Origin of the sequence: Azospirillum endophyticum (assembly GCF_016595245.1) — a bacterium.
GTDB lineage: Bacteria > Pseudomonadota > Alphaproteobacteria > Azospirillales > Azospirillaceae > Azospirillum > Azospirillum endophyticum.
Genome location: NZ_JAENHM010000034.1, coordinates 50267 through 67129, shown reverse-complemented (window position 1 = coordinate 67129; position 16863 = coordinate 50267). Strand labels below are relative to the sequence as shown.

At 66.6% G+C, this 16863-nt stretch carries 13 protein-coding genes; 6 read left to right on the top strand and 7 right to left on the bottom strand.

Going from position 1 to position 16863, the window contains the following annotated elements; all coding sequences use genetic code 11:
- Positions 1-101 precede the first annotated feature (101 nt).
- Complete coding sequence (locus tag JHL17_RS11805; RefSeq protein WP_247893482.1) at positions 102-539, bottom strand: TRAP transporter large permease subunit; 438 nt, start codon at positions 537-539, stop codon at positions 102-104.
- Here JHL17_RS11805 and JHL17_RS11800 point away from each other — a divergent pair.
- Complete coding sequence (locus JHL17_RS11800; protein WP_247893481.1) at positions 532-822, top strand: SDR family oxidoreductase; 291 nt, start codon at positions 532-534, stop codon at positions 820-822. The genes JHL17_RS11805 and JHL17_RS11800 overlap by 8 nt on opposite strands.
- A 266-nt stretch (positions 823-1088) precedes the next feature.
- Here the strand turns inward: JHL17_RS11800 and JHL17_RS11795 are convergent, their stop codons facing one another.
- The 3 genes from JHL17_RS11795 to pflB form a co-directional block, all read right to left on the bottom strand.
- A complete protein-coding gene (locus tag JHL17_RS11795; protein WP_200193283.1) occupies positions 1089-3620 on the bottom strand; it encodes an esterase-like activity of phytase family protein in 2532 nt (843 codons plus the stop codon).
- 115 nt (positions 3621-3735) lie between these two features.
- Positions 3736-4497, bottom strand: a complete 762-nt coding sequence (gene pflA / locus JHL17_RS11790) for a pyruvate formate-lyase-activating protein (RefSeq protein WP_200193281.1) — start codon at positions 4495-4497, stop codon at positions 3736-3738.
- A 214-nt stretch (positions 4498-4711) separates the two neighbouring features.
- Complete coding sequence (gene pflB / locus JHL17_RS11785; protein ID WP_211113394.1) at positions 4712-6997, bottom strand: formate C-acetyltransferase; 2286 nt, start codon at positions 6995-6997, stop codon at positions 4712-4714.
- 406 nt (positions 6998-7403) lie between these two features.
- On the opposite strand from pflB, the gene JHL17_RS11780 reads away from it, so the two are divergent.
- Positions 7404-8288, top strand: coding sequence for a MurR/RpiR family transcriptional regulator (locus JHL17_RS11780; protein ID WP_200193279.1), 885 nt, complete (start codon positions 7404-7406; stop codon positions 8286-8288).
- Between the two features lie 392 nt (positions 8289-8680).
- On the opposite strand, the gene JHL17_RS11775 is transcribed toward JHL17_RS11780, so the two are convergent.
- Entirely contained in the window at positions 8681-9058 is a 378-nt protein-coding gene (locus JHL17_RS11775) for a hypothetical protein (RefSeq protein ID WP_200193277.1), read from the bottom strand.
- A gap of 206 nt (positions 9059-9264) precedes the next feature.
- Here JHL17_RS11775 and rraA point away from each other — a divergent pair, with 206 nt between their 5' ends.
- The 3 genes from rraA (at position 9265) to JHL17_RS11760 (ending at position 14837) form a co-directional block, all read left to right on the top strand.
- Complete coding sequence (rraA, locus tag JHL17_RS11770; protein ID WP_200193275.1) at positions 9265-9792, top strand: ribonuclease E activity regulator RraA; 528 nt, start codon at positions 9265-9267, stop codon at positions 9790-9792.
- A 202-nt stretch (positions 9793-9994) separates the two neighbouring features.
- Positions 9995-12586, top strand: a complete 2592-nt coding sequence (acnB, locus tag JHL17_RS11765; protein ID WP_200193273.1) for a bifunctional aconitate hydratase 2/2-methylisocitrate dehydratase — start codon at positions 9995-9997, stop codon at positions 12584-12586.
- A gap of 370 nt (positions 12587-12956) precedes the next feature.
- Positions 12957-14837 (top strand): right-handed parallel beta-helix repeat-containing protein, encoded by a 1881-nt coding sequence (locus JHL17_RS11760; RefSeq protein WP_200193271.1) that lies wholly within the window; start codon positions 12957-12959, stop codon positions 14835-14837.
- Positions 14838-14852: 15 nt separating this feature from the next.
- Here JHL17_RS11760 and JHL17_RS11755 read toward each other — a convergent pair whose 3' ends face one another.
- Both JHL17_RS11755 and JHL17_RS11750 read right to left on the bottom strand, forming a co-directional pair.
- On the bottom strand, positions 14853-15401 hold the full coding sequence (locus tag JHL17_RS11755; protein WP_247893480.1) for a GNAT family N-acetyltransferase: 549 nt from the start codon (positions 15399-15401) through the stop codon (positions 14853-14855).
- 119 nt (positions 15402-15520) lie between these two features.
- Positions 15521-16378 carry a LysR family transcriptional regulator gene (locus JHL17_RS11750; protein ID WP_200193269.1) on the bottom strand — a complete coding sequence of 286 codons (858 nt, stop codon included), beginning with the start codon at positions 16376-16378 and terminating at the stop codon, positions 15521-15523.
- A 94-nt stretch (positions 16379-16472) separates the two neighbouring features.
- Between JHL17_RS11750 and JHL17_RS11745 the strand changes: the two genes are divergently transcribed.
- Positions 16473-16853 (top strand): tautomerase family protein, encoded by a 381-nt coding sequence (locus JHL17_RS11745; protein WP_200193266.1) that lies wholly within the window; start codon positions 16473-16475, stop codon positions 16851-16853.
- Positions 16854-16863 lie beyond the last annotated feature (10 nt).

Below are 16863 nucleotides of genomic sequence, written 5' to 3'. Positions count from 1 at the left end.
ATCTCCAATATCTGGGCAACCACACCGCGTGCGGCTACCCCGAGTCCCTAACAGCCTCTAATTTACGCCGATGCTTCTCATCCGGTTTCCGACATATAGGCTCACCCGAAAAAATCCCAAATTCCGACTGTCAGGAACGGGAAGGCGCACACTGCCGCCAACACCACCAGTACGGTAGCGACGAATACGCCGACCTCGCTTGCAGTGGTGATGCCGAGCCGGATGCAGCCCAGGATCAGCAAGGCGATGGCGAGCGTCGGAGCCGCCTGCAGGAAGCTGCTCCAGACCACGCGGACGGGCGCCCGAGTCTTGCCGCCCTCATAGCCGCGGCGGACGGCGAGGATGTAGACGACCACCATCAGGGCCATCGCCACCGGCAGTCTGGGAACGATGCCGGCGGCGAACAGGCGGGAAATGGATACGTTCGAGACCGAGACATAGACCAGCATGGCGATGGCCGGTGGAATGATGTTCGGTAGGATCGACGATACCGCGGTGATGGCGCAGGAGAAGGCCGGCGAATAGCCGCGCTTGATCATCTCCGGCACCGCGACCTTGGTGGTGCTCGCCGCGTCGGCCGAATGGGCGCGTTTCGACATCCAGGCGAACGCCATCGGGCCGGGCTATATCACCACCGACATGAACGCGGCCTTGCTTCAGGATGCCGCCTTCGATGCCTGGGTGAAGAACAGCAACCCGGCCCAACGCTGGGGCCAACCGGAGGAATTGGCCGGGACCGCGGTTTATCTGGCGTCGTCGGCGTCGAACTACGTCAACGGACAGATCATCTATGTCGATGGCGGCTGGCTGGCCGTCCTGTAACGCAATCGCCCTTGTCGCGCGATGGCCGGGAACCGGAGGATGCGGTTTCCGGCCGCACCGGGGCAGTCGGCGGCGGCGCTGCCGACTGCCGGACCCACACGTGCCGCCCCGGGTCGATTGAGCCGGGGCGTTCGTGCGTCCGAGATTTGCGCATCCGGGCGATACCGTCGCAGACCGCTGGAGCGCCAGCCATCCTCGCACCCAGATCTTGGCTTTTCCGCCTGGGTCACGGTTCAGGCGTTTCCGCTTGAATCGTGACCCACGCTTTAGAACCGGTAGCCGATCGAGGTGAAGACGCTGTGGTCCCTGTCGTCGTGTCCGAACTTGCCGTCATAGCCGACCTGCCATGCCACGGCGCCGCTCAGCAGCGTGACGCCGGCACCGGCCCGCAGCCCGTCCCGCTCCGGCGTGCCGAAGGTCCGGCTCACCGTGCCCAGGCTGCTGGTGGTGCGGTTGGCGAGCGTGGCGGCCAACGTCTCGGCCCCGCGTACCCGGTTCCATTCGTAGCTCAGGCGGGCCTGCGGGATGATCGACGCACGCTCCGTCTCGAAGCGGTGGGCGACCTGCCCGCCGAACTCCCAGCTCCAGCCGCGCTGCGTCTGGCTCGGCAGGATGCCGTTCAGGTGGATGGCTTCCGCTTCCGTGTAGCCGTCGATGGTGGCGCGGGTGTAGCGCGCCGCCGCGACCGGGCCGAACGACCATGCGCCTTCGCCGAGATCATAGCCGCCGTCGACGCCGACAGACCAGCTGCGCCCCTTGGTCTCGCCGCGGGCGGTCAGGCCGTAGGCGCCGGTGTTGCGGGCGATCTTGTCGTAATTGTCGAAGGAATAGGTGCCCGACAGGCTTCCGAAGAAGCCGTTGTAGCTTCCCGCGACATAGGGGCTGATCGAGGCGGAGCGCACCTTGGCGCTGCCGGTGTCGCCGAAGGACAGGCTGTTGCGGGCGCCGCCCACGGCGAAGCCGGCGACGAGATTGTCGGTGATCCGGATGTCGGCGCCGACCTGCCCGTTGCGGGAGTCGGTGTCGGCACCGGTCGCCGAGCCGGTATCGTCGATGCGGTTGAAGCCCAGCTGCCCGCCGACCCAGCCGCTGATGGCCGGACCGCTGCCGGCCGGGCCGCCGCCGCCTTCGCCGGGGCTGCCGAGGAAGCGCAGGCCGTTCAGGTGGCTGCGCACCGAGCGCGACGCCGCATCGGCCATCGCCACCGACGCGTTGCCCAGGCCGCGCGCCAGCGGCAGGGCGGTCTGGCGCAGCGATTCGATGGCGAGCGGATCGACGTAGGTCGGCAGGGTCAGCCGGTAGACCAGCAGCATCGTGTCGACATTGGCCCCGGCATCATAGGCGGCGCCGACCTGATAGCCGTTGCGGGTCAGGAAGTCGTTGTCGTTGCCGACGAACAGGAAGAAGTCATCCGGCTTGGCGGCGTCGAGCGCCGGCAGCAGCCCCATCGCTTCCCACTTTTCCGACAGCAGGTTGGCGTCCTGCGCGCCGCCATTGTGCAGCCCGAACTTCGCCAGCTGGCCGTTGTTGTTGATGCTGAGGAACTGGGTGTAGGACACCGGCGTCACCGCCGCCACCAGATTGCCGCCGGGGGCGACCGGGGTGGTGCCCTCATAGGCGGTGCCGACCAGGTTGGTGGCGTTCGACACGTCGACGATGTCGATGCTGCGGTAGAGCGAGTTGGTGCCGCTCAGCCCCTGGCCGTTGTTGCTGTCGCGCGACAGGACGAGGAACTGCTTGTCGTTCAGCGCCAGCATCTCGCTCTGCGCCGCGACCAGCGTGCTGCTTCCGGAGCGGAAGGTGGGCAGCGGCACGACGTAATGGCCGATCAGCGCCGGGCTGTCCGGGTTGCTGGACACATCATAGATCAGCAGGCGGGTGTTGCGCCGGGTGGCGCTGTTGCCGCCGGTGCCGCCGTCCTGGCGGGTGGCGCTCTGCAGCAGCGTCGCCAGCTTGGTCTTGTCCGGCGTCAGCGACAGGCCTTCCAGCCCCTGGTTGTTCTGCCGTCCGGTAACCGGGTCGGCCGGGGTCGGTGCCGGCTGTCCGGCGGCGGGGTTGTTGGACGCGAAGTCGAGCCCGCCGTTGCGCACCGGCAGCAATGCTGCCGGCGGCTGCACCGCCGAGATCATCCGGCCGTTGGCCGAGAAATGGTAGATGTAGGGTCCGTATTCGTCGCTGATGTAGAAGCTGCCGTCGGCCAGCCGGGCGATGCCCTCGGTGTCGAGGCTGACCTTGCCGTTGACGGCCTGCGGCAGGACCGGCAGGCCGCCGGCCGCGGCGCGCAGGCCGGTGCGCGGCTGCGGATCGAGACCGGTGGTGACGGCGCCGTTCGCTTCCGTCAGCAGGGTGGTGTCGAGCAGGCTCAAGCCGATCTGCGACTGCTGCCCGCTGCCGGCGGCCAGCGCCGCGCTGCCGTAGTAGGGGGTCAGCGCCAGGGCCAGCGTGTTGAAGCGCGGTCGGTAGTCGGTGGTGCCGACGACGTTGTAGCCTCGGTCGGGCAGGGCGTACATGATGCCGCTGTAGCTATCGCCGGTGCGCCGCCAGGACTTGGCGTCGAAGGTCAGACCCGACATCGAGCCGAAGGTCTCGCCATACTTGTCGCGGGTGGCGGAACCGATTCGGCCGACGCCGACCAGACCCTGGTTGGCGAAGCTGGAGCCGCCGACCGTCACGCTGTCCACGGTCTGGGCGGAGGCGACCCCCATCGCGACGCCGAAGGTGGACAGGACGAGAGAGGCGAGGCCAGTGGCGGACAGCAGCGCCGTCCTCAACCGTCCCGCGCGGTGTGTCGTCTGCATTGAAAAGAACCCCCCGATTGAAACCCAAGCGAATTCCAAAGGGGGTATTAGGCGCGGGCGCGTGACGCCGTCGTGTCGACTGCGTGACGTGTCGATGACGTTTTCGGAAAGGGGATCAGTCGGCCCGCAGCCCCCGTGCCTGGAATTGTCCGCGCACCCGCTCGACAAGCTCGCGCGACGGCGGTTCGGTGTCGGTCAGCATGTATTTGCGCCCCAGCGCCTTCCACTTGTGCTCGCCCATCTTGTGGAAGGGCAGCACGTCGACCCGGTCGACCACGCCCAGCCCGGCGACGAACTCGGCCAGCCCGTCGATCTCGGCTGCGCCGTCGGTCAGGTTGGGCACCAGCACGTAGCGCAGCCAAATGCGCTTGTTCAGCCCGGCCAGCCGCTCGGCGAATTCCAAGGTGGGGCGCAGCGGAACGCCGGTCAGCTGACGGTAGGTCTTTTCGGAAAAGGCCTTGATGTCGAGGAGGACGAGATCGACGTCCTCCAGCAGGTGGTCGTCGGCATGGTTGCCGAGGAAGCCGGAGGTGTCGAGCGCGGTGTGCAGGCCCAGCGCCTTCGCCCCGCGCAGGATGGCGGCGGTGAATTCCGGCTGCACCAGCGGCTCGCCGCCGCTCAGCGTCAATCCGCCATGGGCGCGTTGCAGGAAGGTGGCATAGAGCGCGATGTCGTCGAGAACTTCCGCGGAGGTGGTCCGCGTCCCGTCATGCATGTGCTGGGTGTCGGGGTTGTGGCAGTAGAGGCAGCGCAGCGGGCAACCCGACATGAACAGCACATAGCGGATCCCCGGCCCATCCACCGTGCCGCCGGTCTCTACCGAATGGACCCAGCCGGAAACGGAGCCGGGGCGGGGGACGGGGGAAGACTGGGTCATACTTCAGGAATCCGATTTCAAAACTCTGCAGTCCCCGGTACGCCCTCTCCCGTCCCGGGAGAGGGAGGGGACCCGCCGAAGGCGGGGAGGGTGAGGGGCAGGGCAAGACTCCCGAACCGTATGGTTCCTTGCCTCACCCCTCACCCTTCCCATGCTCCGCATGGGCCCCTTCCCTCTCCCGGGGCGGGAGAGGGGACCGAGCCCTTGACGTCCCTCAATGCTTGTCGTGGAACGTCCGGCTGATGACGTCGAGCTGCTGCTCGCGCGTCAGCTTGATGAAGTTCACGGCATAGCCGGACACCCGGATGGTCAGCTGCGGATACAGCTCCGGATGGTCCATGGCGTGCAGCAGCGTCTCGCGGTCGAAGACGTTGACGTTGATGTGGTGGCCGCCCTGGGCGGCATAGCCGTCCAGCATGCCGACCAGATTGCTCACCCGCTCGTCTTCGGTCCGGCCGAGAGCGCCGGGGACGATGGTGAAGGTGTAGCTGATGCCGTCCTGCGCATGGGCGTAGGGCAGCTTGGCCACGCTGGCCATCGACGCGATGGCGCCCTTCTTGTCCCGCCCGTGCATCGGGTTGGCGCCCGGCGCGAAGGGCTGGCCGGCCTTGCGGCCGTCCGGCGTGTTGCCGGTCTTCTTGCCGTAGACCACGTTGGAGGTGATCGTCAGCACCGACTGGGTCGGCATCGCATTCCGGTAGGGCTTCTGCTTGCGCAGCGCCGTCATGAAGCGCTCGACCGCCCAGATGGCGATGTCGTCGACCCGGGCGTCGTTGTTGCCGAAGGCCGGATAGTCGCCGTCGATCTCGAAGTCGGTGGCGAGGCCGTTGGCGTCGCGGATGACCTTCACCTTGGCGTGCTTGATTGCCGACAGGCTGTCCGCCACCACGCTGAGGCCGGCGATGCCGCAGGCCATGGTGCGCAGGATGTCGCGGTCGTGCAGCGCCATCTCCATCCGCTCGTACATGTACTTGTCGTGCATGTAGTGGATGGCGTTCAGCGCGTTCATGTAGACCTTGGCCAGCCATTCCATCATCGGCTCGAAGCGGGCCATGACCTCGTCATAGTCCAGCACGTCGCCGGTGATCGGCGCGAAGGCCGGGCCGACCTGCTCGCCCGAAACCTCGTCCTTGCCGCCGTTGATGGCGTACATCAGCGTCTTGGCCAGGTTGGCGCGGGCGCCGAAGAACTGCATCTGCTTGCCGATGCGCATGGCCGAGACGCAGCAGGCGATGCCGTAATCGTCGCCCCAATAGCCGCGCATCAGGTCGTCGCTCTCGTATTGGACCGAGCAGGTCTTGATCGAGGTGTCGGCGCAGAAGCGCTTGAAGCCGTCCGGCAGCTTCTCCGACCACAGGACCGTCAGGTTCGGTTCCGGCGCCGGACCCAGGTTGTGCAGGGTCTGCAGCATGCGGAAGTTGGTCTTGCTGACCAGCGTCCGGCCGTCCAGCCCCATGCCGCCCAGGCATTCGGTCACCCAGGTCGGGTCGCCCGAGAACAGCTGGTCGTATTCCGGCGTGCGCAGGAAGCGGACCAGACGCAGCTTCATGACGAAGTGGTCGATCATCTCCTGGGCTTCGGCCTCGGTGATGACGCCGTCGCGCAGGTCGCGGTCGATGTAGATGTCGAGGAAGCTGGACACCCGGCCCAGCGACATTGCCGCGCCGTTCGCTTCCTTCACCGCCGCCAGATAGGCCAGATAGGTCCACTGCACCGCCTCGCGGCCGGTGGCGGCCGGACGCTTGACGTCGAAGCCGTAGGAGGCGGCCATCTGGACCAGCTCCTTCAGCGCGCGGATCTGCTCGGAGATCTCCTCGCGCAGGCGGAGCACGTCCTCGTCGATCCGGCTGACTTCCAGCGAGGCCAGCTGGGCCTTCTTGTCCTTGATCAGGAAATCGGCGCCGTAGAGCGCCAGCCGGCGATAGTCGCCGATGATGCGGCCGCGGCCGTAGGCGTCGGGCAGGCCGGTGATGACACCGGACTTGCGGCAGCGCAGCATCTCGGGCGTGTAGACATCGAACACGCCGTCGTTGTGCGTCTTGCGCAGGACCGGGAACACCTCCTCCAGCTTGGGAGACGGGGTGTAGCCGTAGGCCTCCAGCCCGGTCTTGACCATGCGCCAGCCGCCGAACGGCATGATCGCGCGCTTCAGCGGCTTGTCGGTCTGCAGGCCGACGATGACCTCCAGCTCGCGGTCGATGTAGCCGGCGGCGTGCGAGGTGATGGAGGCGAAGACCTCCGTATCGGCGTCCAGCACGCCGCCCTTGGCGGCGCGTTCCTGCTTCAGCAGGTCGGTGACCTTGGCGAACAGCGCGGTGGTGCGGGCGGTGGGACCGGCGACGAAGCCGGCATCGCCTTCATAGGGGCACAGGTTGCGCTGGATGAAATCGCGGACGTCGACCGAGCGGCGCCAGACGCCCGGGGCGAAACCGCGCCAGGGGTCGGCGGCGGACTGCTGCTCCGTAGCCTGGGCAAGTCCGTCCATCAGCAGGGTGTCCATGATGACTCCTCAGAGATATAGCCGTCGGCGCGGGTCAATGGCCGTGTCGGCGGTCTCGTGGTGCCCGCGAACCGGCGGGGCGATTGGAAGCATAGGCGCGCTGGGCGCCGAAATCCTTGATACACGTCATATTTTCAGCGCAGGCGCGCCGCGGTCGATGACTTGCGATGTCTCGCTCGATGCCGGTGTTTGCGCCCGCTCTGTAGTTTTACTACATACTCCTGAGGAAGGTTCCGGGCAAGGCGGCGCGCCCCGGCATTTTGTCGCAGGGCGGGGCTCGATCGGTTGGAAATCCTTGGAAAGTGGGGGCTGCGGCGGCGACGGAATCGGTCGTTTGCAGCGCTGTATATGTAGCTTTGCTACATGTGCTAGGCTGCCCCACACTCATTAGGGAGCGACCCCAAGAATGCTGGCGAGAATCGCCGCCGTCCGCGACCAGATCCGGCCTTCGGAACGCAAGCTGGCCGACTATGCGATGGCCCATCCGGGCGACGTCATCAACCTGTCCATGGCCGAACTGGCCGACCGGGTCGGGGTGAGCGAGCCGACGGTGGCGCGTTTCTGTGCCGCGCTCGGTTGCCGGGGCTTCCGCGAATTCAAGATCAAGCTGGCCCAGGACATCGCCGGCGGCATGCCTTTCCTGCATCAGGATCTGTCGGCAAGCGGGGAGTTGGATGCCGATGGCGCGGTGCCCGGAGCGGTGTTGGCCGGCAAGCTGTTCGACCGCACCATCGCAACGCTGATGCAGGTGCGCAACAACCTGCCGGTCCTGGCGGTGGACAGCGCGGCCGATGTTCTGGCCTCGGCCCGCCGGATCGAGTTCTACGGCTCCGGCAATTCCGGCACGGTGGCGGAGGACATCCAGCGCAAGTTCTTCCGGCTGGGCATGCCGACGGTCGCCTACACCGACTCCCACGTCTATTTCGCGTCCGCCCTGACGCTGGCGAAGGGCGATGCCGTGGTGGCGGTGTCCAGCACCGGCCGCACCCGCGACATCCTCGACGCGGTGCAGAACGCCCGCAAGGCCGGCGCCGACGTGGTGGCGCTGACCCGGTCGGGTTCGCCGCTGGCGGAGATGGCGACCGTCAGCCTCGTCGCCGATATCGCCGACGATTTCGACATCCATTCGCCGATGACCGTCCGCATCGCCCATCTCGTGCTGGGCGACATCCTGTCGATCGCCGTCGCCCTGCGCATGGGCGATACCCTGCAGGACCGGCTGAAGCGCCACGACCGGGCCGTGGATGCCCATGTCTCGGACACTGTGTCGGACCGGGCCGGCGATAGTTAAGACAGGTCAGAGGTTCCGCCGGGGCCCACAAGCCAGGCGTGGTTCTACAAAAAGCCCTTGGAGAGAAAATAATCCTATAAACTGTCGCGAGCTTCACTGCTCGTCGAGTGCCGCCAATGGTCCCCGACAATCATGCCGCTGCCGGCGGCCGTTCTTCGGGGGCCGGGTCCGCCCGAATCCCGGCGGCCGCCGGTCGGATGGAACGGCGGCGGGATCCGTGTTCCACCCTGTTCCACCCGTTCGGCGACCCTCCGACCCCGATCTGCCGCTGCATGGAACGGCGGCCGGAGGCATGTTTCACGATGTACCATCCCTCCAGTTACCCGACGCCCCGGACGGAGTTTTCCCAAGGCAGACCCCGCCTGCACCGCGAGGCAGGCGATCGGGACCTCTTATCGGCCGCCTGGCAGCTTCGCGCCTTCGCGTGCGTAGATCTGGATCGGCCGGCAATCCTCGTCGAGGGTGACCACCAGCGCGCCCGGCTGGTCTTTCAAATACACCCAGCCATCCCAGCGGACGATCGTGTCGCGATATTCGTCGCGATAGATGCCGTAGTTGAAGCCCCGGATGTTGTCGGCCGGCAGGTGCATCCCGGTCAGGACCGCCGCCGTCTGCGGGTTGCAGTCGTTGGTCACGTGGCGGTTGAGCACGGCGAGCAGCGCCGGGTCGGGTTGTGCCACTGGTGGCGGAGAAATATAGGTGGCGCAGGCGGAGGTCAGCAGGGTCAGCGCGCCGGCCGTGGCGGCAAGCGCGATGTTCGGCGTTTTCATGAAGGACACCATCCGCTTTCATTGTCTTTCGGAAGATATGGGGGCTTGCCGCCGCGACGTCGATTGCACGTTCGTCAAGCCTCCTGCGTCATGTTCGCCGACCCGGACCGATCGCGGCGCGCAGCCCTTGCCCCTCGTCCGGCTTTGGCGCAAGAGGTGACGGCAGACCGTCCCTGCACCGTTCACGCTGCGGAGTGCCATTCCAGATGACGACCGATCAGAACAAGGCCGACCAGGCCGCCGCCTTCGTTCCGACCTGCGACCTGTTCGACCGCTTCAAGGACGACGCCCGCTATCTCCTGCCGGGCTTCCGCGACTTCGGTGCCGTCACCCGCTTCTCGGGCGAGGTCGTCACCGTGAAGTGCCTGGAGGACAATTCCCGCGTGAAGGAGTTGCTGGCGACTTCCGGCCAGGGCCGTGTCCTGGTGGTGGATGGGGCCGGCAGCCTGCGTTGCGCCTTGATGGGGGACATGATCGCCGCCTCCGCCGTCAGGAACGGCTGGGCCGGCGTGGTGATCTGGGGCTGCGTCCGCGACGTGGCGGAATTGGCGGCGCTGCCGCTCGGCATCAAGGCGCTGGCATCGATCCCGCGCGCCTCGACCCGCCGCGACCAGGGGCTGGTCGACGTTCCGGTGGAACTGCCGGGGGGCGCGGTCCTGCCCGGAGATATCCTGGTCGCCGACGAGGACGGCATCGTCCTGCTGACGGCCGAGCAGGCTGCCGCCCTCAAGTAAAGCAGGGGTATCGAAGTGGTCATACCAAGCGCCGGTAATACCAGTGCAAAAAGAGAGGCCGCTTCATCCTGCTCGCTTCACATAAGCGGGGCGGCCCCTTGCGCTTTCATTTAAGCAGGCATATAAACCCGCCATGAGTTCAAGCGGGCCGTCTCACGGTTCCCATCCACGGGCCGGCCTTTCATTTATGAGGAACCCTGCCGTGCTCGAAGCCTACCGCCAGCACGCGGCCGAACGCGCCGCCCTCGGAATCCCGGCCCTGCCCCTCACCGCGAAGCAGACGTCGGAACTGATCGACCTGCTGAAGGCGCCGCCGGCCGGCGAGGAGGCCTTCCTCCTCGACCTCATCACCCACCGCGTTCCGGCCGGCGTCGATGACGCCGCCCGTGTCAAGGCCGGTTTCCTGGCCGCCGTCGCCAAGGGCGCCGACAGCTCGCCGCTGATCTCCAAGGTCAAGGCGACCGAGCTGCTGGGCACCATGCTGGGCGGCTTCAACGTCCAGCCGCTGATCGACCTGCTGCCGGACGCCGAATGCGGCACCGCCGCCGCGGAAGGCCTGAAGAAGACCCTGCTGGTGTTCGACTTCTTCCACGACGTCAAGGAACTGGCCGACAAGGGCAACGCCAACGCCAAGGCGGTCCTGCAGTCCTGGGCCGATGCCGAGTGGTTCACCTCGCGTCCGGAAGTCCCGGCGTCGCTGACCCTGACGGTCTTCAAGGTGTCGGGCGAGACCAACACCGACGACCTGTCGCCGGCCCCCGACGCCTGGAGCCGCCCGGACATCCCGCTGCACGCGCTCGCCATGCTGAAGAACCCGCGCCCGGGCATCGATGCCGACGAGCCGGGCCAGCGCGGCCCGACCAAGCAGCTGGAAGAGCTGAAGAAGAAGGGCAACCTGATCGCCTATGTCGGCGACGTGGTCGGCACCGGCTCCTCGCGCAAGTCCGCCACCAACTCGGTGCTGTGGTTCACCGGTGAGGACATTCCCTTCGTCCCGAACAAGCGGTTCGGCGGTGTCTGCCTCGGCACCAAGATTGCCCCGATCTTCTTCAACACCATGGAAGACGCCGGCGCCCTGCCCATCGAACTCGACGTCAACAAGATGGAGATGGGCGACGTCATCGAGCTGCGCCCCTATGAGGGCAAGGCGCTGAAGAACGGCGAGGTCATCGCCGAGTTCACCGTGCGCTCCGAGGTGATCTTCGACGAGGTGCGTGCCGGCGGCCGCATTCCGCTGATCATCGGCCGCGGCCTGACCACCCGTGCCCGCGAGGCGCTCGGCCTCCCGGCTTCGGAGCTGTTCCGCCAGCCGGCCTCCCCGGCCGACACCGGCAAGGGCTACACCCTGGCCCAGAAGATGGTCGGCCGTGCCTGCGGCCTGCCGGAAGGCAAGGGCGTGCGTCCGGGCACCTATTGCGAGCCGAAGATGACCACGGTGGGGTCGCAGGACACCACCGGCCCGATGACCCGCGACGAGCTGAAGGACCTGGCCTGCCTGGGCTTCTCGGCCGATCTGGTGATGCAGTCCTTCTGCCACACCGCCGCCTATCCCAAGCTGGTGGACGTCAAGACCCACCACGAGCTGCCCGACTTCATCTCGACCCGCGGCGGCGTCAGCTTGCGTCCCGGCGACGGTGTCATCCATTCCTGGCTGAACCGTCTGCTGCTGCCGGACACCGTCGGCACCGGCGGCGACAGCCACACCCGCTTCCCGATCGGCATCAGCTTCCCGGCCGGTTCCGGTCTGGTCGCCTTCGCCGCCGCCACCGGCGTCATGCCGCTGGACATGCCGGAATCGGTGCTGGTCCGCTTCAAGGGCGAGATGCAGCCGGGCGTCACCCTGCGTGACCTCGTCAACGCCATCCCGCTCTACGCGATCAAGGCCGGCCTGCTGACGGTCGAGAAGAAGGGCAAGAAGAACATCTTCTCCGGCCGCGTGCTGGAGATCGAGGGTCTGCCGGACCTGAAGGTGGAGCAGGCCTTCGAGCTGACCGACGCCTCGGCCGAGCGTTCGGCGGCGGGCTGCACCGTGCTCCTGAACAAGGAGCCGATCATCGAGTACATGACCTCCAACGTCACGCTGATGAAGTGGATGATCGCCAACGGGTACGCCGACGCGCGCACCCTGGAGCGCCGCATCAAGGCGATGGAGGCCTGGATATCCTCCCCGCAGCTGTTGAAGCCGGACGCCGATGCCGACTATGCCGCGGTGATCGAGATCGATCTGGCCGACATCAAGGAACCGATCCTGGCTTGCCCGAACGATCCGGACGACGTGAAGACGCTGTCCGAGGTCGCCGGCGACAAGATCGACGAGGTGTTCATCGGCTCCTGCATGACCAACATCGGCCATTTCCGCGCCGCCGGTAAGATCCTCAACGGCAAGTCGGACATCCCGACCCGCCTGTGGATCGCGCCGCCGACCAAGATGGACGCGATGATGCTGACCGAGGAGGGCTATTACGCCACCCTCGGCAGGGCCGGCGCCCGCATGGAGATGCCGGGCTGCAGCTTGTGCATGGGCAACCAGGCGCAGATCCGCAAAGGATCGACGGCGGTGTCGACCTCGACCCGCAACTTCCCGAACCGTCTGGGCATCGACACCCGCGTCTACCTGTCGTCGGCCGAACTGGCCGCCGTCGCGGCGCTGCTGGGCAAGATCCCGACCACCGAGGAGTATCTCGCCCAGGTCGGCGTGGTGAACAAGGCCGCCGCCGACGTCTACCGCTACATGAACTTCGACCAGATCCCGGCGTTCCAGGACGTCGCGGAAAAGGTCGCCGTCCCGGCCTGACCGCCGGACGCAGCATCGGGTGACGAAGCCCCCGCCGGAGCGATCCGGCGGGGGCTTTCATTTGGGGCGGCGGTCATGCCGATCCCGGTTTACGGGTCTGGCAGTACATAGACTGTATAGGTAGCGGGATTTCTCAGTGCTATCAATTTGGAATAGTCAGATTGGACAATATCCAAAAGACCAATACGGAAGTGTCTATCGGAGATATTTGCCGATCATGTGCTTTTTTTCTTGGGCGTATTCTGCAATGATCGCAGGAATGTAACGGAATTTACCACTTATTCGTGAGACCTGTTGAAAATGGCTCACTATTGCCCCAGCCGTCCTGACAAACGTTGCGCCGCATCGCAACCGCAAAGGACACGGATCAATGGCCACGACTTCTGGGAACTCGACCATCATCGTGACCGCAAAGGGTGCCGCCAACGCGCATTTCGACCTGCTGGTCGACGGCAAGAAGATCGGCGAGGGCACCACGGATGCCACGGCCAAGGACTTCGTCTTCAAGACGGACGTCGTGGAGAACCAGAGCCACAAGGTTCAGGTTCAGTACGACAATGACGGGATCGTGAACGGAACCGACCGCAACCTGTTCGTCGACGGGATCTCGATCAACGGCAAGTCGATCCTGCCGACCGACGGCACCGTGTCCTATGACAAGGGCGCTCTCGACGGCCACGACGTGGTCGACGGCCGGGCCGGCCTGTGGTGGAACGGCACGCTGGTCTTCGATGCCGACAAGAGCCATTTCCCCGCCGATGTCGCGGCGAACCCCACCACCCCGACCCCGACTGTCCCGACTCCCACCCAGCCTGCGCCGGGGGAAGGGGCCGCGCCCACCGAGCCCACGCCTTCGGTTCCCAAGCCGACCGGTCCGGGCTTCTACGTCGCCACCAACGGCAACGACAGCTGGTCGGGCAAGCTGGCCGCTCCCAACGCCGACGGCACCGACGGCCCCTTCGCCTCGCTGCAGAAGGCGCAGACCGCAATGCGCGCCGATCCCAACATCGATACCACCTACATCCGCGGCGGCGACTACCATCAGAACGGCCTGTGGCTGGACGGCCAGGACAGCGGCGTGACCTTCGCCGGTTACGGCAGCGAGAAGGCGGTGATCCACGGCGGCTCCAACGCTACAGTGTCCTTCGGCCTCGGCGGCGCCAAGAACGTCACCATCGAAGGCCTGTCCTTTGCCGACGGCGCTACCGGCGGGCATTACGTGTTCGCTGACAACGCTGCCGGGCTGACCTTCGCCAACAACGTCGTCAAGGGCGGCGGCTACGGCATCACGGTGCAGAACAGCGCCGACAGCAAGGTCGTCGGCAACCAGTTCGACAGCACCGGCGCCGAGTCCATCTTCGTCAAGGCCGGTTCCAACGCCACCCTGGTGTCCGACAACCTGATCCGGCACCCCAACGCCGCCGACCGCGGCGATGCCGGCATCTGGATCAACGGCAGCTCCGACGTCAAGGTCACCCACAACCAGATCGAGGACTCGCCGGAGAAGGCGATCGCCGTCGGCTCGGTCCAGACCGACGGCAGCGACGCGACACACCGGGTGACCGTCGCCTTCAACAAGGTGATCGACGCCAACCTCGAGTCGAACGACGGCGGCGGCATCTACCTGATCAACCGTCAGCAGGACCTGACCGATCACACCGTCGTCAACAACGAGGTGACCGGCACCACGGCGACCAACCCGTCGAGCAGCGTGGCGAGCTGGGGCATCTACCTCGACGACTGGACCAGCGGCGCCACGGTGAAGGGCAACATCGTCCACGGCAATATCGGCGGCGTGTTCCTGCATGGCGGCTGGGACAACACGGTCACCGAGAACGTCATCGCCGACAACAGCGGCGCCCAGATCGGCCTCCAGCAGGACGTCGCCTGGAGCGGCTGGAAGGGCCACCTGATGAGCGGCAACGACATCTCGGGCAACGTGGTCGACGTCCGCGACGGCACCGCCATCCACATCTACGGCCCGGCCGGCGTCGGCAACCTCCACGACAACTTCTACAGCAACCTGAATGCCTCCCAGGACATGTTCGACGTCTGGCCGCAGGTGATGGCGGGCGGCGGCAAGGGGGATCTGGCCGAGTGGAAGGCCGCCGGGTACGACAAGGGATCGGTGGTGCTGGATCCGGGCTTCGTCAATCCGGGGGCGCATGACTACAGCCTGGCGTCGGATTCCCCGGTTTATGGCCAGGGCTTCGACCACATCCCGACCCACGACATCGGGCTGCTGGGCTGATCGGCTCCGTCCGGTTCAGATCGCGTGGCTTGATTGCGGGCCGCCCGGCGACGGGCGGCCCGTTCGGCGATCCAGGACCTTCACCATCAGAAGCTCGTCGACATAGCCGCCGTTCACCTTCAGCGCTCTCGGTTCCACGCCATACGGCTCGAAACCCAGGCGCCTGTAGAAGCGGAAGGCGCGGACGTTGGTGGCCGCGACGGAGAGATGGACCTGCTCGACCTGCGTTCCGGCATGGCCGAGAACGGCGTCCATCACCGCTTCGGCGAGGCCGCCGCCCCGCCGGCTCTCCCGGACATAGACCCCCCACAGCATGCCCTTGTGCATCTGCTTGGCGCTTCCAGGAACTGACAGGCCGGCCATCGCGTCGAGCCGGCCGTCGACAAACCCGCCGGCGATGTATCCACGCGTGGTCCACTCCGCGAATGTCTCGACGGGGCGAGCGCTCTCTTCTGCATGGCTCGATCCGAAGGCTTCCGGATGCAGCCGCAGGGCTTCGAGACGGAGCATCCGAAGGGCTTCGCCATCCTCCGGCACGAGCCGTCTCACCATCGCCATGTCCATTCCCTCCGTGCCGCCGCACCGTGCCGGAGGAGGAAATCTACTGCGTGCCGGTCCGTTCCGACAGGGCGCGCGTCATGGACCGGCGGCGACCGCTTCGCCCATACTCCGTCCAAGCTCCGTCAACCCCGGACCGCGCTACGGAAAGCGGCCGATAGGGCGTCGAGCGCAGCGCGCGGCCGCCCGTCCCTGACCCTGGTGTGCAGGACCACCGGCAAGCGCGGCAGGGCCGGAAGTCCCAGCCTCGGGCCGACGTCGACGGCGCCGAACGGCACCATGCGCGGGGACAGGGCGGCGACGCCCAGCCCGGCCGTGACGGCCGCCGCCACCGCGGTCACGCCACCGCCGACGAAGCTCTCCGTCCACGGCACGCCCGCCGCGCCGAGCAGCTGACCGGCCAACGCCCGTACGCCGCAGGGCTCGGCCATGGTTGCGATGGGCAACGGTTCGTCCGCCCGGTGCCGCCAGCTCGGCGCCGCGAACCAACCGAACTGTTCCTCGGCGAGGAGCGCGCCGTCGTCGCGCCCGGCATGCAGGCGGACGATCACCGTGTCGAGCTCCCGCCGGTCGAAGCCCTGGAGCAGGTCGCCTGACGACCCGATGCGGATTTCGATCGCCAGCTGCGGGTCCTGTGCGTTCATCCGGGCGATCAGGGCAGGAAGCTCCGGGCCCGCCACATGGTCGCTGATGCCGATGGCGATGCGCTGGCGCCCCCGCGTCAGCGAGGCCAGCGCACGGTCATGCGCCTCCAGCAGGTCGCGGGCATGGTCGAGGAAGGTGGCGCCGCGCGGCGACAATTGCACATAGCGCGGCGTCCGCTCGAACAGGCGGCAGCCGAGCCGATCTTCGAGACGCTTCAGCTTCAGGCTGACCGCGGCCTGCGTCGTCCCCATCGCCTCGGCCGCGCGCGTGAAGCTCTCCAGCTCGGCGATGCGCAGAAAGGCGCGGACGGCATCGAGGTCGAGAGGCTGCTCCATCATTTCGAACCGTTATCTTAGATATCAAAATTCATAGCGTACGAAAATGAACGGCCCGCGGATATTGTCAAGTTGGACATCACGGAAAGGAATTGCGATGCCGCTCGTTCACATCTCGCTGCGCACCGGAAAATCGGAAGCCTACCGGCAGGCGATCTTCGACGGCCTGTACCGCGCGCTGCATGAGAGCTTCGCCGTGCCCGAGGACGACCAGTTCATGACCATCACCGAACATGACGCGGCCAATTTCCGCTACGGCGCCTCCTATCTCGGAGTCGACCGTGGTGACGACCTCGTCTACATCCAGATCACGGCGAACGACACCCGCAGCGTGGACCAGAAGAAGGCGCTGTTCCGGCGGGTGGTGGACCTGCTGGGCGAAAATCCCGGCATCCGGCCGCAGGACGTGTTCGTCAACATCGTCGAGGTGGCGAAGGAAAACTGGTCGCTCGGCAACGGGCTTGCGCATTACGCGTGAGGCACCCGGC

What these genes read in the sequence shown, in the direction of transcription:
- JHL17_RS11745 (WP_200193266.1), top strand. Translation starts at nt 16,473, where the DNA reads ATGCCGCTCGTTCACATCTCGCTGCGCACCGGAAAATCGGAAGCCTAC.
- JHL17_RS11755 (WP_247893480.1), bottom strand. Translation starts at nt 15,401, where the DNA reads ATGGACATGGCGATGGTGAGACGGCTCGTGCCGGAGGATGGCGAAGCC.
- JHL17_RS11750 (WP_200193269.1), bottom strand. Translation starts at nt 16,378, where the DNA reads ATGATGGAGCAGCCTCTCGACCTCGATGCCGTCCGCGCCTTTCTGCGC.
- JHL17_RS11795 (WP_200193283.1), bottom strand. Translation starts at nt 3,620, where the DNA reads ATGCAGACGACACACCGCGCGGGACGGTTGAGGACGGCGCTGCTGTCC.
- rraA (WP_200193275.1), top strand. Translation starts at nt 9,265, where the DNA reads ATGACGACCGATCAGAACAAGGCCGACCAGGCCGCCGCCTTCGTTCCG.
- JHL17_RS11775 (WP_200193277.1), bottom strand. Translation starts at nt 9,058, where the DNA reads ATGAAAACGCCGAACATCGCGCTTGCCGCCACGGCCGGCGCGCTGACC.
- JHL17_RS11760 (WP_200193271.1), top strand. Translation starts at nt 12,957, where the DNA reads ATGGCCACGACTTCTGGGAACTCGACCATCATCGTGACCGCAAAGGGT.
- JHL17_RS11780 (WP_200193279.1), top strand. Translation starts at nt 7,404, where the DNA reads ATGCTGGCGAGAATCGCCGCCGTCCGCGACCAGATCCGGCCTTCGGAA.
- pflA (WP_200193281.1), bottom strand. Translation starts at nt 4,497, where the DNA reads ATGACCCAGTCTTCCCCCGTCCCCCGCCCCGGCTCCGTTTCCGGCTGG.
- pflB (WP_211113394.1), bottom strand. Translation starts at nt 6,997, where the DNA reads ATGGACACCCTGCTGATGGACGGACTTGCCCAGGCTACGGAGCAGCAG.
- JHL17_RS11805 (WP_247893482.1), bottom strand. Translation starts at nt 539, where the DNA reads ATGATCAAGCGCGGCTATTCGCCGGCCTTCTCCTGCGCCATCACCGCG.